Origin of the sequence: Mesorhizobium sp. B2-7-1 (genome assembly GCF_006440735.1) — a bacterium.
In the GTDB taxonomy this organism is placed as follows: Bacteria; Pseudomonadota; Alphaproteobacteria; order Rhizobiales; family Rhizobiaceae; genus Mesorhizobium.
Window position 1 is genome coordinate 48,667 of record NZ_VFUA01000011.1, and the last position, 14,437, is coordinate 63,103.

Consider the following 14,437-nt stretch of genomic DNA (forward strand, 5'->3'; position numbering starts at 1 on the left):
GTCGCGATTTCCGAGGGGGAATCAGCGCGATGGGACGCAGATTTGGGTCGACGAGATTGGCGCCTGCCGGGTTTGTCGTCGAACAAGCCGAAATCGACACCGATTGCATGTTTCTTGATGTGCGCGCCGCGGCGGTTTCGGCAACATGCCCATGCTGCGGGACCTGTTCCCGTCGAACCCAGAGCCGATACATACGGCAAGTCGCCGATCTGCCCATCGCTGGTCGACGAGTCATCCTGCGGGTGACGGTTCGCCGTTTCTGGTGCGATGCCGTTCTTTGTCGCCGCCGCATTTTGCTGAGCGCTTTGGCGACAATGTATTGGCTCCGTTGTCGCGAAGGACCGGACGTCTCGACACTATCGTCCATCACCTGGGACTGGCGTTGGGGGGGCAGGCCGGCTGCGGCCTTTGCCGATCGCCTGATGATGCCGGTGAGCAACGATACCCTGTTGCGCGTCGTGCGCCGGCGGTCTGAACAGCCGCGCGATAAGCTCGCCATCATCGGTATCGACGATTTCGCATTCCGACGCGGTCAGCGATACGGGACGATTGTCTGCGATCTCGAGCGCCGCAGGCCGGTGACATTGCTGCCAGATCGCGAGCAGGCGACATCGCAGGCATGGCTCGCAGGCCATCCGTCCATCACGACCGTCGCGCGTGACCGGGGCGGCGGGTATGGCGAGGCGATCGCCAAGGCGCTGCCGCATGCCGATCAGGTGGCCGACCGCTGGCACCTAATGGAAAACGCCAGCCGCGCCTTTCTCGATGCGGTCAGCAAAACCATGCGTCAGATCCGAAAGGCAGTCGGCAGCGCCGTCATCGATCCTGGGCTTCTCACCTATGCCGAGCGGCTGCAATATGACGGATACCTACGCCGGCAGGAGACGAACGGGGCCATCCTGGAATTGTCGAAGCAGGGCCTTTCGATCAAGCAGATCGTCAAGCGTACAGGCTATAGCCGTAAGCTCGTCCGCAGCGTCATTCGTGGCCAGCGCTCCGACGTGTTCCGCGTCCGCCAGAGCTCGCTCGAGGAATGACTTCCCTGGCTCGACAGCCGTTGGGGGCAAGGCGCACGGAATGCATCGGCGCTCTGGCGCGAAATGCGCGAGAAGGGCTTCCACGGCCAGAGCGGTGTCGTCTCCGAATGGGCGCGGCGCCGGCGGCTGGCCGAAAAGGCCGACCAAAGCGCGCTTGCTCGCACGCCTTCGGCACGAAGTATCGCAAGACTCATGACGTTGGCGCGCGACGACTTGTCCAAATCGGATGCCGTGCTGGTTGCCGCGATCGAGAATAATGTCCCTGAACTGCCCATCGCGCGAACGTTGATCGATGACTTTCACCGGATGATCCGATCGAAGGCGGTGGCAAAATTGGACGGTTGGCTCGAGGGCGCCAAAGCAAGTCTCGTGAGTTCCTTTGCCAACGGAGTCGAAAAGGACATGGCCGCGGTCCGCAATGCCATCACATCACCATGGTCGAATGGCCAGATCGAGGGCCAGATCACCAAGCTCAAACTTATCAAACGACAGATGTACGGCCGCGCCAAGATCGATCTGCTTCAGGCCCGCCTTGTCGGGACAACCTAGTGGTGAAAACCTAACGCTTGGTACCCGTGACAAAGGACCGGTTCAGGTGGTTCTCTGCCGTCCCTCGCCGACTGGATCGGCCGGAGGCGCCACGAGCAGTCGTTTGCGTCCGCGTTTGTCAGGGAAGGAATGCGCGCCGGCAAGGCAGTTGTTACGGCGAGCTTACACAGGCGACCGCTGCGACCATTCCATTTGAGACCCAATCAGTTATATTGGGGAACAATTGTTGTCCGATGTTGTCCGATCCGAAAGCCGCCCTGCGTGACATGTATCTGGTTGATCACTACAGGAGGAACGATAGCTTCGCGGCGCATTGACGCCGAGGATCACGTCATCGCGAGCGTTGCTGGGCAGCAAGTTCGAGACGCAATCCAGGACATTCCTCGCAACGTCGACATTAGGGTCGACGACTTCATCAATATCGTCAGTTGCGCGATGACTTTGCCGATTGCGTTCGATCTGGTGCAGCGGATCAACATCCATCTCGCAAAGGAAGATTGCGTTGGCGTGGTCGTTACCCACGGCACCGATACGATGGAGGAAAGTGCATACCTCGCCGATTTGCTTCTGGTGAATGACAAGCCCGTGGTATTCACAGGCGCTCAGCGGAGCGCCGATGACCCGGCCAGGGATGGGCCGCGGAACCTGACTGACGCCATCAGGCTTGCTGCATCGCCCTTGGCGGTGGGATTGGGCGCGGTCGTCCTCATGGAACAGCACTTCCACGCCGCGCGCGATGTTACCAAAAGCCACACGTCTCGGGTCGACGCATTTGTCTCGCGAAACCATGGGAAGCTCGGCGAGATTGATGGCGACACCGTCAGTGTATCCCGTCTGCCGGCCCTTCGGAAAACCTTTGCAGCGAAAGCCATTGAGCCCCGAGTCGACCTTATACGGATGGTGCTTGGCTGCGATGACCGTCTGATCCGCTATGCGGCGGCAAGTGGTGCAAAGGCAATCGTGCTCGAAGGCTTCGGAAGAGGGAACGCAAACCCAATCGTCGCGAAGGCTATCGAGGAGATCATCGTTGGCGGTATTCCGGTGTTCGTTGCATCACGATGTGGCGAAGGCCGCGTGTTGCCGATTTATGGCGGTGGCGGTGGCAAGGATTTACTGAGGGCGGGAGTAGTGTTCGGCGGCGATCTTACCGGGCCAAAGCTGCGTATCCTGATTTCCGTATTGCTCGGCGTGGGGATGAGCCCAGAAGAAATGCGCCGCGAGTTGGCTGCGGTCTGCGGGTGAGCGAGCTCCCGCCCCCGCATAGCTCCCTAATAGGACACTTCAAGCGAAGGATCCCCTTCCCCGCTCGCGCCCGACATTTGTCTCGCAACCGATCAACGGCCGCAGTGGGTCCCTCCGGCCGTTCGATGCCGGGTACCAAGCGTTAGTTTTTCACCACTAAAGCGCGTCGCGCTGAAACGGATTCAGGCGACGCGCTTTAAGTCTTTGTTTTGATGCATGTCGTTCCCCCAAAACCGCTGCGCACTTTTGGGCGACATGCATTAGGCTGGGACCGCAGCGAGAATGCGTCAGACCCGAAAAAGGCCCCGTTTCCGGGGCCTTTTGTATTTCAAGCGAGCGCTTGTCAGCCCTTGCGCGGCAGTTGCGGCACAAGGCTGCGCTTGTTGCCGTCCTTGCCCTTCGGCTCCGGCTTCTGTGCCACGGTCTTCTTGGGCGCGGGCTTCTTGGCGACCGCCTTTTTCGGCTTCGGCGCGTCTTCCGGCTCTTCCTTCTTCGGCTGCACGGGCGACTCGTCGGCGAGCGACTCGAGCTTCAGGCCGGACTCGCCGGTTTCCTTCTTCTCGACGGTGACGCGCACCGTGCCACCCTTCTTGAGCTTGCCGAACAGCACCTCGTCGGCCAGGGGCTTCTTGATGTGCTCCTGGATGACGCGGCCGAGCGGACGCGCGCCCATGCGCTCGTCATAGCCCTTGTCGGCCAGCCAGGCGATCGCGTCCTGCGACAGGTCGAAGGTGACGCCACGCTCGGACAGCTGGGCCTCGAGCTGCATGACGAACTTCTGCACCACCTGATGGATCACCGGCACCGGCAGCGAGCCGAATGGGATGCTCGCGTCGAGACGGTTGCGGAACTCCGGCGTGAACAGCCGGTTGATCGCCTCGACGTCGTCGCCTTCGCGCTTGGTCGAGCCGAAACCGATCGCCGCGCGCTGCGCATCCGACGCGCCCGCATTGGTCGTCATGATCAGGATCACGTTGCGGAAGTCGATCTGCTTGCCGTTATGGTCGGTCAGCTTGCCGTGGTCCATCACCTGCAACAGGATGTTGAACAGGTCCGGATGCGCCTTCTCGACTTCGTCAAGCAGCAGCACGCAATGCGGATGCTGGTCGACGCCGTCGGTGAGCAGGCCGCCCTGGTCGAAGCCGACATAGCCGGGAGGCGCGCCGATCAGCCGCGAGACGGTGTGGCGTTCCATGTATTCCGACATGTCGAAGCGGATCAGCTCGACGCCGAGCGAGGCGGCAAGCTGCTTGGCGACTTCCGTCTTGCCGACGCCGGTCGGACCCGAGAACAGATACGAGCCGATCGGCTTTTCAGGTTCGCGCAGGCCGGCACGCGCCAGCTTAATCGCCGAGGTCAGCGCGGTGATCGCCGTATCCTGGCCGTAGACGACGCGCTTCAACTCGATATCGAGTCCCTGCAGCACCTTCTCGTCATCGGCCGAGACCGTCTTCGGCGGGATGCGCGCCATGGTGGCGATCGTCGCCTCGATCTCCTTGATGCCTATCGTCTTCTTACGCTTGGCCTCCGGCACCAACATCTGCGAGGCGCCGGTCTCGTCGATCACGTCGATCGCCTTGTCCGGCAGCTTGCGGTCGTTGATGTAGCGCGCCGAGAGCTCGACCGAGGCCTTGATGGCTTCGCTCGTGTAACGGACCTTGTGGAACTCCTCGAAATAGGGCTTCAGGCCCTTCATGATCTCGATGGCGTCCTCGATGGTCGGCTCGTTGACGTCGATCTTCTGGAAGCGCCGCACCAAAGCGCGGTCCTTCTCGAAGAACTGGCGGAACTCCTTGTAGGTGGTCGAGCCGATGCAGCGGATGGCGCCGGACGACAGCGCCGGCTTCAACAGGTTCGATGCATCCATGGCGCCGCCCGAAGTGGCGCCCGCCCCGATCACGGTGTGGATCTCGTCGATGAACAGCACCGCGCCAGGATAATCCTCGAGTTCCTTCACGACCTGCTTCAGCCGCTCCTCGAAGTCGCCGCGATAGCGGGTGCCGGCCAAGAGCGTGCCCATGTCGAGCGCGAAGATGGTGGCGTCCTGCAGCACTTCCGGCACGTCGCCCTCGACGATGCGCTTGGCCAGCCCCTCGGCGATCGCCGTCTTGCCGACGCCCGGGTCGCCGACATAGAGCGGGTTGTTCTTGGAACGGCGGCACAGCACCTGGATGGTGCGGTTGATTTCGCTGTCGCGGCCGATCAGCGGGTCGATCTTGCCGGCCCGCGCCTTGTTGTTGAGGTTGACGCAGTAGGCCGTCAACGCGTCCTGCTGCTTCTTCTTGCCGCCTTCTTCCTGCGGCTCGGCGCCGTTCTGGCCGCCCTGCTCGTCCTCGGCGCCGCGCGGCGTGCGCTGCTCCGAAGCGCCCGGGCGCTTGGCGATGCCGTGCGAGATGTAGTTGACCGCGTCGTAGCGGGTCATCTGCTGTTCTTGCAGGAAATAAGCGGCGTGGCTCTCGCGCTCGGCGAAGATGGCGACGAGCACATTGGCGCCGGAGACTTCCTCGCGGCCGGACGACTGGACATGGATCACGGCGCGCTGGATGACGCGCTGGAAGCCTGCCGTCGGCTTCGAATCCTCGTCGTAGCCGGTGACGAGGTTGTCGAGCTCGGTGTCGATGTAGGTGAGAACGGTATGCTTGAGCTCGTCGAGATCGACGTTGCAGGCGCGCATGACGGCGGCCGCCTCGGTGTCGTCGATCAGGGCGAGCAACAGGTGTTCGAGCGTCGCATATTCGTGATGCCGCTCGTTGGCGAATGTCAGCGCCTGATGTAGCGCCTTTTCCAGGCCTTGGGAGAAAGCCGGCATGTTACCTCACTTCTTCTCCATCACGCATTGCAGCGGATGCTGATTCTGTCGGGCGAAATCCATGACCTGGGACACTTTGGTCTCGGCCACCTCGAATGTGTAGACACCGCACTCGCCCACTCCATGATTGTGAACATGAAGCATGATGCGTGTGGCGGCCTCGCGGTCCTTTTGGAAAAAACGCTCCAGGACGTGAACGACGAACTCCATCGGAGTGTAGTCGTCGTTCAGGATGAGGACCCGGTAGAGGCTGGGCTTCTTGGTCTTGGTTTTGGTGCGCGTGATGACAGCGGTGCCGCGACCGGGATCGTTGCGGTCTCCGTCACTTTGCATTCGCACCACACCTGCCGTGGCAGTCAAACCGATCGTCACGTAGTCCAGCCTTTTCGAATCCTCATGCGAGTTCAACATGTAGGTTCTCGATGGACGATTTTAAGCCCTTCTGTTTAGCTGACAATATGGCTAGGTGGGCAAACCTCAGCGAATTTCTCAATCGTGAATGCGGCAAGGTGCATCGGGTTGCGATCGGACATGAAAAAACCCGGCCGCGTTTCCGCGACCGGGTCCTTTCCGCAGGCCGGCTGGCCGTATCGGGCGTGATCGGGCGAAATTACTTCGCCTTGGCGACCACCGATTCGAACGGCTTGTAGGCTTCCTTGGCGAGCTCGGCATAGAGATTGCCGAGCTTGCTGGCCTCGGCCACGAAGCTCTCATAGCTCTGCTTGGCGTAATCGGTCTGGATCTCGAGGGCCTTCTCGATCGACTTGGCCGCGAACAGCTTCTCGACGGCGGCGCTGCCGGCTTCGAAGCTCTTCTTGGTGTATTCGCCGGCTTCGGTGGCGATCGCCTGCGCGCCCTTGGTGAGCGAGGCAAAGCTCTTCAGCCCGGTGTCGGCAAAGTCCTTGCCGTATTTCGAGAAGTCCTCATAGGTCTGGGTCATTTCATTCTTCCCTTTGGTTGAAACGCCCTTTTGGCCCCGGGCGCCCTTGTGCAATGCACCTCAATATATTGTGCGATGCACAAAAGTCAAGAATCCCTTGGCCTGCAGGGGCTCCAGCGCCGTCGGCCGGTAAAATTCGATTAAACAGAAGCTCGATTTGCCGAAAAACGGTGAACGCGGCGGTTACCATAAACGGATTGGTAACGCTGGGCGCGATAGCTTGGCCGGAAGCGAGGCAGGCACTCCCTTTGCCGCCTCCGGGGCAACGAAAATTCAGGGTAAGTAACGGTGCGTCAGGCGTTGTCGGGCTTCGTCTCCAAATCTTCTTTCTCCTTCAAGGCAATCATGGTTGCCGCGCTCGCGGTGACGATTGTCGCCGCCGATGTCGCGTCGGCTCTTGCCGCGAAGTCCGCGGCCATTGTCGTCGACGCCAAGACCGGCAAGGTGCTCTATTCGGCCGACGCCAACGGCCGGCGCTATCCGGCCTCGCTCACCAAGATGATGACGCTCTACCTCACCTTCGAGGCGTTGGCGAAGGGCAGGATCAGCAAGAACACGCCGGTTCCATTTTCCGCGCATGCTTCCGCCGAGGCGCCTACCAAGCTCGGCGTCCGCCCCGGCGGCTCGGTTCCTGTCGAGACCGCCATTCTGTCGATCGTAACGAAATCCGCCAACGACTCGGCCACCGCACTTGGCGAGATGCTCGGCGGCAGCGAAGACAATTTCGCCCGCATGATGACGGCCAAGGCGCGCCAGCTCGGCATGAACGGCACCGTCTTCCGTAACGCCAACGGCCTGCCCGACCCCGGCCAGTTCACCACGGCGCACGACATGGCGATGCTTGGCATCGCGCTGCGCGAGCACTACCCGCAATATTACGGCTATTTCTCGCAGCGCTCGTTCCTGTATGGCCGCCAGCGCATCAACGGTCACAACCGCCTGCTTGGCCGCATCAAGGGCGTCGACGGCATCAAGACCGGCTACACCCGCGCTTCCGGCTTCAACCTCGTTTCCTCCGTCGCCGATGGCGACCGCCGCCTCGTCGCGGTGGTGATGGGCGGCACCTCCGGCCGCAGCCGCGACAACCAGATGGCCACGCTGATCAACACCTACCTGCCGCGCGCCTCGACGCGAGGCGGCGGCGACCTCATCGCCAAGGGCAACGACAATCCAATCAAGACGCTGGCCAAGGTCTTCTTGCCCAAGCATGACGCGCCGACACCGGACGCGAAGCCGGCGACGGACGACACTGTCGTTGCCTCGGCCGATGACGTTGAGGACGACACCCAGCAGGTCGCCGAGGACACGAAGCCTGTCATCAAGGTCAAGAAAGTGAAGACGGTTGCCGTCGCCGCCATGGCGCCGGCCTCCAAGTCTCAGGACGCCTCGCCCCAGGTCGTCACCGCCTATGCCGAACCCGCGCCGGCCGCGCCGGCGATCGATCCGGTCAAGACGTCGTCGGTGCCTGCGGGTTGGGTGGTTCAGGTCGCTTCCTCGCCGACGAAATCGGGAGCCCAGAGCCTGCTTGATCAGACTGCCAAGCAGGCGCCAAGGATCCTGGCCGACGCTTCCGGTTTCACCGTCGCCTTCGACAAGGACGGCACCACCTACTACCGCGCCCGCTTCGGCGGCTTCGGCTCGAAGGATGCCGCCTGGAAGGCCTGCGATGCGCTCAAGCGCAAGAAAATCTCGTGCTACGCCGTCCAGCAATAGGCGGTTGTTTGGAATCTCCCGGAAGGTACCTCGCGTCGAAGGAGACTAATCGTGATTGGAGAGCAAGACGTCCTTGGCTTCATTGATCCGCGCCGCCAGGACAGACGTGCCGCCGACATCGGCGTTCAGGCGCTGCATCAGGCGGCGGTGCGCCTTGCGGATATCCGCCGCGGCAGCCCCCGCTTCAAGACCAAGGACCTTGTAGGCCTCCTCCTTAGTCATGGCGCCCGCACCTGGCGCAACACCCAGCCCTTCGCCACCGTGCGGCTGCGCGTCCTTGCGCCAGACGGGAAAACGGCCGTCAAGATACGTCTCTAAGAGCTGGCGGCTCTCCAGATCGGGGCTGAGCTCGCCATGAAGCTGGCGCAGGTCCGTCAGCCCCATAGCCCCCAGCATCTTGCCTTCATAACGCCCGGCCAGAACGAGCCCCTCGAGCCTGCCGCTGTCATGGTCGAGGTCCATTTCGAGCGCGGCGGTGCGCACCGTCGAATGTTGGGACACGGCGGCCCGCGCTGGCGGCCGCCTCGTGCGTATCCAGCCGACCCAGGCCAGCGCCGCAAGCAGAAGCAGCCCGCCGATAAGGCTGCGGCCGAAGATCAGCATGGGCGCCCCGACCAGCCCCAGGAGGGCCGGCCCAAGCGATCTCAGACTGTCGGCCATTCTTGCCGCATCCGCGCGCACAAAGAGCAAGGCGGCGCCGAAAAGCACCACGAGCACCGCTGCCAAAACAAGGATCACGCCCATCGATTAGCGCTGCCATACGAAAGACTGAGCATGGAAATAGGATGGGACCAAGGTCTGGCGCTTGCAAGTCCCACATCGAGCGAGCCGAAGGGCCAGCGCCGGGGACGATCCGCAAGGCGCACAGAGCAATTCCAGGAAAAGTGCGAGCGGTCTTTCCGGAATTGCGTAAAACAAAAGGACAGAGTGGTTCGCCGTTTCCGTGAAACGGTGAAACGCGCTAGAGCAGGCCGAGTTCGGCGAGTTCCAGCCTGAGCTTCGGCGGCATCTCGGCCAGTGCCGCCCTGCCCTTGCCGAGGTCGACCGGCGCATCGGCGGGCTTGAGATAACGCCAGCCCTGGAAGGCGCGCCGCGGCTGCCAGTCAGTGCGCACGACCTCGGGATCGAGCATCAGATGACAGCGGCCTATGCCTTCATCGTCGGTGAAGGGCCGGATCTCCGTGATCAGCTGCCGGCACTGGACGCTGCCCTTGATCACCCAATAGAGCGAACCGCCATCCGTGATCTCGCCGCCACGTGTCGGCACCATGCGGGTTGTGTGCCAGTGCTCGGCCGGCTCGCCGGCGCGGCGCCGTTCGTCGAGACGGAAGGCAATCCACTCTTCGAGATCCTCGACGCTGTCGCAGCCGACGCACAGTTTGATGAGATTGAGTGACATGCCCCAAGATTTAGCCGCAAGGGTTGACGCGTCAACGCCCTGAGCGACTTCTCCACAGGGCCAGCAGGATGACGCCATAAAACCAGCAGGAATCCAAGATACACAATCGGTAGCTTGGTGGCTCGCGGAGCAGTTGTCATCTTGGCAGACGATCGAGAACAGAATGGGCCGAATAGGCGCCAGGTGGTTTTGGCAGCGACGTTGATGTTGCCGGCCATCATGACGAGCACGCGGGCTCAGAATGGGCCTTCCACGTCGAATGGAAAATCTCCGCCTCCGGTCACCCAAGCAGAGATCGAGGCGCGCATTCAGCGTGTCCTTGGCGGGCTTCGACCTCCCATCGGATTTGCCGGTCAACCTCATGCCTCGCTCACGGCCAGGATGAGCACGCTGAATGTTCCCGGCGTGAGCATCGCGGTCATTCACAACGGCGCCGTGGAATGGGCGCGAGGCTTCGGCGTTGCATTGCAGGGTGGCCGCCCGGTTGGGCCAGGCACACTCTTTCAGGCCGGGTCGATCAGCAAGCCGGTAGCAGCCATGGCGGTCATGGCTTTGGCCCAAGCTGGAAAACTTGATCTCGACGTGGATGTAAATTCGTATCTGAAGAGTTGGAAAGTTCCGGCCAATTCGTACACCGACAAGACGAAAGTCACTCTTCGGGAATTGCTCAGCCACTCCGCCGGGACGACGGTCCATGGCTTTGCAGGGTATCAGGCAGGATTGCAGATTCCGTCCCTTATCGATGTGCTCGATGGCTCCCCACCAGCGAACAATCCTCCGATTGTCGTCGATGAACCGCCGGGTAGGAATTTCCGGTATTCCGGTGGCGGCTACACGATTGTGCAGCAGCTGCTGATCGACATTACCGGCAGACCGTTTGAGGATTTGCTGGACGAGACGGTGCTTCGCCCGCTTGGGATGTCCCGCAGCAGCTATCGTCAACCGCTGCCCGCTCGCGATCTTCCCCACGCAGCGATGCCACATACCATAGGTGGCGACCCGGTCGCCGGCGGCCCGCACACCTATCCCGAATTGGCGGCGGCTGGATTGTGGACGACGCCAACCGACCTGGCTCGCTTCGACCTGGCCCTGCTCGACGCGTGGGCAGGCCGGCCAATGCCGATGGGAACTATGGCCTCGGCCTGATCGTGCGCGGCTCACCGCCACATCGTCGCTTTGGTCATGACGGCGTGAATGCCGGTTTCATAAATTCGATGATTTCCTACGAAACAGGCGACGGCGCCATTGTGATGACAAATGGCGACCAAGGCGACGTCCTGGTTGCGGAGATCATGCAGAGCATCGCCGCCGAATATCAGTGGCCGGACTGGACCCGCAAGGAGCGGAAATTGGTCGCGGTCGACCCAAAGCTCTTGGACCGGCTGATTGGAAACTATCGACTTGGCCCGACCATGATCGTCCATATTTCGAATGAAGGCGGGCAGCTGTTTTCACGAGCGACGGGAGGGGCCAAATTCGAACTGTTTGCGCAAAGCGACCGTGATTTCTTCACGACCGCGTTCGATTCCGTGTTCACCTTCGACACGGACGGCTCAACCGACGCTCGGAAGCTGGTCATACATCAAGACGGCAAGGACTATCCCGGCGACCGCATCCCGTAGTCGGGATGTTGAGCTCAGCGACGCCGGTCATACTGTGTGGGCCGCCCCCCTCAGCACTCAACCACGTTCACGGCCAGGCCGCCGAGGCTGGTTTCCTTGTATTTTTCGTTCATGTCGAGGCCGGTCTGGCGCATGGTTTCGATCGCGGCATCGAGCGGCACGAAATGCGTGCCGTCGCCCTTGATGGCCAAGGACGCGGCGGTCACGGCCTTCACCGCGCCAAGCGCATTGCGCTCTATGCAGGGCACCTGCACCAGGCCGCCGACCGGATCGCAGGTCATGCCGAGATGATGTTCCAGCGCGATCTCGGCGGCGTTCTCTACCTGCTCGGGCGTGCCGCCCATCACGGCGCACAGGCCGGCCGCGGCCATTGCCGAAGCGGAACCCACTTCACCCTGGCAGCCGACCTCGGCGCCGGAGATCGAGGCGTTTGACTTGATGATGCCGCCGACAGCAGCCGCCGACAGCAGGAAGTCGCGGATGCTCGGCTGGTCGGCCTCAGGATGGAAGTGCAGCCAGTAGCGCAGCACCGCGGGCAGCGTGCCGGCGGCGCCATTGGTGGGCGCCGTCACCACGCGCCCGCCGGCGGCGTTCTCTTCGTTGACCGCCATGGCGTAGATCGACAGCCAGTCATTGGCGAGCAAGGGATTGGGCCGGTTCTGTTGCCACTGCTCCTGCAGCTTGTCGTGCAGTTGCCGCGCGCGGCGGCGCACCTTCAGCCCGCCCGGCATGATGCCGTCCTGCGACAGGCCGCGATCGATGCAGCCTTTCATCGCGCCCCAGATCGCGTCCAAGCCTGCATCGAGCTCCTCGCGCGACATGTGCTTTTCCTCGTTGGCGCGCTTCATCTCGGCGATGGAAAGCCCGCTCTTTGCCGCCATCGCCAGCATCTCGACGGCATTCTTGAACGGGTACGGAACCTTCTTGCCCTCGGTCGTCACCGAGCCCTTGGCCTTCATGCGCTGCAACTCTTCCTCGGAAACGACGAAGCCGCCGCCGATCGAATAATAGATGCGCTTGAGCAAAAGCCGGTCGGAGTTGTCATAGGCGTAGAAGGCCATTCCGTTGGCGTGGCCGGTGAGCGGCGTCTTGCGGTCGAGCGCCAGGTCTTTCGCCGGATCGAAGCGATAGGATGGATGCCCGGGAGGCGAAATGCGCTTGTCGGCTGCGATGCGAGCGACGATGCCGTCGGCCTCGTCCGGATCGACCGTCTGCGGCGTCTGGCCTGCCAGGCCAAGAATCACGGCGCGGTCGGAGCCATGGCCGATGCCGGTATAGGCGAGCGAACCATGCAGGCTGGCGCCGATGCGGTCGACTTTCACGCCCGCGGGCCGCGGCCAGTCGCCGGCCAGGATCTCGTCGAGGAACCGGCGCGCGGCCGTCATCGGCCCCATCGTGTGGGAGCTCGACGGGCCGATGCCGATCTTGAACAGGTCGAAAACCGAAAGGAACACGGGGCCGTTGTCTCCTGGGAACCGATCAAGACTTACATATAGGAATTCCCGGGATGTTTCCGCTGTTTTGCAAATCGCGGCGCGGCGGCTGCCGACCTTGTTTGCTCCGCCAGCGACATCATCCCGCCGAGAGCTCGGGTGCCCGTCGAAGCGCCGGCCCGGCCCGTGTTACAAGAGCGCATGGGCGACTCACTCCACCTTTCAGCGGCAGATCTGGCGGCTTTGACCTTCTTCCTGGTCGTCTGGGTGCTGCATACGCTCGCCTCCGACGGCAGGCTGATCAGCCGCGTCTCCCTGACGACGGCGATGAACGCCCAGCGCGAAGCCTGGATGCGCAACATGGCCGAACGCGAAATCCGCATCGTCGACACCGCGATCATGAACGGCCTGCAGCAAGGCACGGCGTTCTTCGCCTCGAGCTCGCTGATCGCGCTCGGCGGCTGTTTTGCCCTGCTCGGCGCCTCCGACCGCGTGCTTCAGGTTCTGGCAGAACTGCCCCTCGGCGCGGCTTCGCCGCGCGAAGCCTTTCAGACCAAGGTGTTCGGCCTGGTGCTGATTCTCGCCTTTGCCTTCTTCAAATTCGGCTGGGCCTACCGGCTGTTCAACTACTGCTCGATCCTGATCGGCGCGGTGCCGACCCCGCATGGCCCAGCCTCGCGCAACCCGGTCAGCGAAACGGCGGTATGGCGGGCGACGCGCATGAACGTGCTTGCCGGCAAGCACTTCAACTCCGGCCTGCGCGCCGTCTTCTTCTCGATCGGCTATCTCGGCTGGTTCGTCGATCCGATCGTCTTCGTGATGTCGACGCTGGTGCTTCTGGCGGTGCTCGTGCGCCGCCAGTTCTTCTCCGCGGCCCGGCAAGCCGTCCTCGGTCAGCCGCCCGGTCCGGGGAAGAACTGATCGATCTTGCCGGAGAGCCGGTAGGCGAAAAGGCCGATCCACTCGCGCACCGCAATGGTGGTCGCCTGCACCGAATCGACCGGATTGTCGCGGTAGAAACCGACGCCTTCCTTGCCCGAGGTGCGATAATCGACCGGCCACGGAATGGTCGGAAAGCCCGCCTTGTCGAACAGCGCCTTGGCGCGCGGCATGTGGAAAGCCGACGTGACCAGCAGCCAGGTCTCGCCCGGTTTCGGCTCAACCAGTTTTCGCGAGAAGGCAGCGTTCTCGTAAGTATTGCGCGATTTGTCCTCGAGGATCAGGCGATCGGCCGAAACGCCGAGCGCCCCAAGCAGCCGCGGCGCGGTATCGGCGTCGCCCTCGCCGTCGAGGAAAAGCGAGCCGTTGCCGCCGGACACGACGATCTTCGCCTGGGGAAAGCGCCTCGCCAGGATCGCTGTCTCGACCATGCGGTCGCCGCCGCTGTTCAATTCATAGCCGCCGCGGGCGAGATTGATGGCGCCCTCGAAGCCGCCACCAAGCACGACGATGCCGTCGACCTTTTGCGGCAATGGCGGCTTGGGGAAGCGTTCTTCCAGTGGGTTGAGCATCATCGCGCCGACCGACGTCCAGGCCGAAAGAACCAGGATGGCGACGCCGAGCACGCCGCCCGCCGCCGCCAGCCGCCGGCGTCCGAACAGCGCCGCCAGCAAGCCGGCGAGCAACAGGAAGATGGCCAGGTTCACCGGCTGGACGAAGAACCAGAATATCTTGGAGAGGTGGTAGAACATGC

The 14,437-nt window shown here is 62.6% G+C and carries 14 protein-coding genes; 7 read left to right on the plus strand and 7 right to left on the minus strand.

Features of this window, described 5'->3' with window-relative positions:
* Nucleotides 1-107: 107 nt before the first annotated feature.
* From FJ471_RS35205 to FJ471_RS06930, 3 genes are all read left to right on the plus strand, one after another.
* Entirely contained in the window at nucleotides 108-1,037 is a 930-nt protein-coding gene (locus tag FJ471_RS35205; RefSeq protein ID WP_246684636.1) for an ISL3 family transposase, read from the plus strand.
* Between the two features lie 63 nt (nucleotides 1,038-1,100).
* Nucleotides 1,101-1,586, plus strand: coding sequence for a transposase (locus tag FJ471_RS35210; RefSeq protein WP_246684631.1), 486 nt, complete (start codon nucleotides 1,101-1,103; stop codon nucleotides 1,584-1,586).
* 276 nt (nucleotides 1,587-1,862) lie between these two features.
* Nucleotides 1,863-2,828: an asparaginase gene (locus FJ471_RS06930; protein WP_246684632.1), complete on the plus strand. Its 966-nt coding sequence runs from the start codon at nucleotides 1,863-1,865 to the stop codon at nucleotides 2,826-2,828.
* 343 nt (nucleotides 2,829-3,171) lie between these two features.
* On the opposite strand, the gene clpA is transcribed toward FJ471_RS06930, so the two are convergent.
* The 3 genes from clpA to FJ471_RS06945 all read right to left on the minus strand — a co-directional run bounded on the left by clpA (nucleotide 3,172) and on the right by FJ471_RS06945 (nucleotide 6,577).
* The gene (clpA, locus tag FJ471_RS06935) at nucleotides 3,172-5,637 is read right to left on the minus strand and encodes an ATP-dependent Clp protease ATP-binding subunit ClpA (protein ID WP_140802432.1); all 2,466 of its coding nucleotides are present in this window, start codon (nucleotides 5,635-5,637) and stop codon (nucleotides 3,172-3,174) included.
* 6 nt (nucleotides 5,638-5,643) lie between these two features.
* Nucleotides 5,644-5,970, minus strand: a complete 327-nt coding sequence (gene clpS / locus FJ471_RS06940) for an ATP-dependent Clp protease adapter ClpS (RefSeq protein ID WP_040972327.1) — start codon at nucleotides 5,968-5,970, stop codon at nucleotides 5,644-5,646.
* Nucleotides 5,971-6,247: 277 nt separating this feature from the next.
* Complete coding sequence (locus FJ471_RS06945) at nucleotides 6,248-6,577, minus strand: phasin family protein (RefSeq protein WP_140802433.1); 330 nt, start codon at nucleotides 6,575-6,577, stop codon at nucleotides 6,248-6,250.
* Between the two features lie 288 nt (nucleotides 6,578-6,865).
* On the opposite strand from FJ471_RS06945, the gene FJ471_RS06950 reads away from it, so the two are divergent.
* Nucleotides 6,866-8,290 carry a D-alanyl-D-alanine carboxypeptidase gene (locus FJ471_RS06950; RefSeq protein WP_140802434.1) on the plus strand — a complete coding sequence of 475 codons (1,425 nt, stop codon included), beginning with the start codon at nucleotides 6,866-6,868 and terminating at the stop codon, nucleotides 8,288-8,290.
* A 45-nt stretch (nucleotides 8,291-8,335) separates the two neighbouring features.
* Here the strand turns inward: FJ471_RS06950 and FJ471_RS06955 are convergent, their stop codons facing one another.
* Nucleotides 8,336-9,034, minus strand: a complete 699-nt coding sequence (locus FJ471_RS06955; RefSeq protein WP_140802435.1) for a molecular chaperone DnaJ — start codon at nucleotides 9,032-9,034, stop codon at nucleotides 8,336-8,338.
* A gap of 217 nt (nucleotides 9,035-9,251) precedes the next feature.
* The gene (locus FJ471_RS06960; RefSeq protein ID WP_140802436.1) at nucleotides 9,252-9,689 is read right to left on the minus strand and encodes a DUF1489 family protein; all 438 of its coding nucleotides are present in this window, start codon (nucleotides 9,687-9,689) and stop codon (nucleotides 9,252-9,254) included.
* 204 nt (nucleotides 9,690-9,893) lie between these two features.
* Between FJ471_RS06960 and FJ471_RS06965 the strand changes: the two genes are divergently transcribed.
* Both FJ471_RS06965 and FJ471_RS06970 read left to right on the plus strand, forming a co-directional pair.
* Nucleotides 9,894-10,835 carry a serine hydrolase domain-containing protein gene (locus tag FJ471_RS06965; protein WP_140802437.1) on the plus strand — a complete coding sequence of 314 codons (942 nt, stop codon included), beginning with the start codon at nucleotides 9,894-9,896 and terminating at the stop codon, nucleotides 10,833-10,835.
* Nucleotides 10,790-11,311, plus strand: coding sequence for a DUF3471 domain-containing protein (locus FJ471_RS06970; protein ID WP_140802438.1), 522 nt, complete (start codon nucleotides 10,790-10,792; stop codon nucleotides 11,309-11,311). The genes FJ471_RS06965 and FJ471_RS06970 overlap by 46 nt, the downstream gene beginning before the upstream one ends.
* Before the next feature lie 50 nt (nucleotides 11,312-11,361).
* On the opposite strand, the gene FJ471_RS06975 is transcribed toward FJ471_RS06970, so the two are convergent.
* Nucleotides 11,362-12,765, minus strand: coding sequence for an L-serine ammonia-lyase (locus FJ471_RS06975; RefSeq protein ID WP_140802439.1), 1,404 nt, complete (start codon nucleotides 12,763-12,765; stop codon nucleotides 11,362-11,364).
* 180 nt (nucleotides 12,766-12,945) lie between these two features.
* On the opposite strand from FJ471_RS06975, the gene FJ471_RS06980 reads away from it, so the two are divergent.
* Nucleotides 12,946-13,665 (plus strand): DUF599 domain-containing protein, encoded by a 720-nt coding sequence (locus FJ471_RS06980; RefSeq protein WP_140802440.1) that lies wholly within the window; start codon nucleotides 12,946-12,948, stop codon nucleotides 13,663-13,665.
* On the opposite strand, the gene FJ471_RS06985 is transcribed toward FJ471_RS06980, so the two are convergent.
* Nucleotides 13,638-14,435: a YdcF family protein gene (locus FJ471_RS06985; protein WP_140802441.1), complete on the minus strand. Its 798-nt coding sequence runs from the start codon at nucleotides 14,433-14,435 to the stop codon at nucleotides 13,638-13,640. The genes FJ471_RS06980 and FJ471_RS06985 overlap by 28 nt on opposite strands.
* Nucleotides 14,436-14,437 lie beyond the last annotated feature (2 nt).

Coding starts and splice junctions, on each gene's coding strand:
- FJ471_RS35205 (WP_246684636.1), top strand. CDS start 108: ATGTTTCTTGATGTGCGCGCCGCGGCGGTTTCGGCAACATGCCCATGC.
- FJ471_RS35210 (WP_246684631.1), top strand. CDS start 1,101: ATGCGCGAGAAGGGCTTCCACGGCCAGAGCGGTGTCGTCTCCGAATGG.
- clpA (WP_140802432.1), bottom strand. CDS start 5,637: ATGCCGGCTTTCTCCCAAGGCCTGGAAAAGGCGCTACATCAGGCGCTG.
- clpS (WP_040972327.1), bottom strand. CDS start 5,970: ATGCAAAGTGACGGAGACCGCAACGATCCCGGTCGCGGCACCGCTGTC.
- FJ471_RS06945 (WP_140802433.1), bottom strand. CDS start 6,577: ATGACCCAGACCTATGAGGACTTCTCGAAATACGGCAAGGACTTTGCC.
- FJ471_RS06955 (WP_140802435.1), bottom strand. CDS start 9,034: ATGGGCGTGATCCTTGTTTTGGCAGCGGTGCTCGTGGTGCTTTTCGGC.
- FJ471_RS06960 (WP_140802436.1), bottom strand. CDS start 9,689: ATGTCACTCAATCTCATCAAACTGTGCGTCGGCTGCGACAGCGTCGAG.
- FJ471_RS06965 (WP_140802437.1), top strand. CDS start 9,894: ATGTTGCCGGCCATCATGACGAGCACGCGGGCTCAGAATGGGCCTTCC.
- FJ471_RS06980 (WP_140802440.1), top strand. CDS start 12,946: ATGGGCGACTCACTCCACCTTTCAGCGGCAGATCTGGCGGCTTTGACC.
- FJ471_RS06985 (WP_140802441.1), bottom strand. CDS start 14,435: ATGTTCTACCACCTCTCCAAGATATTCTGGTTCTTCGTCCAGCCGGTG.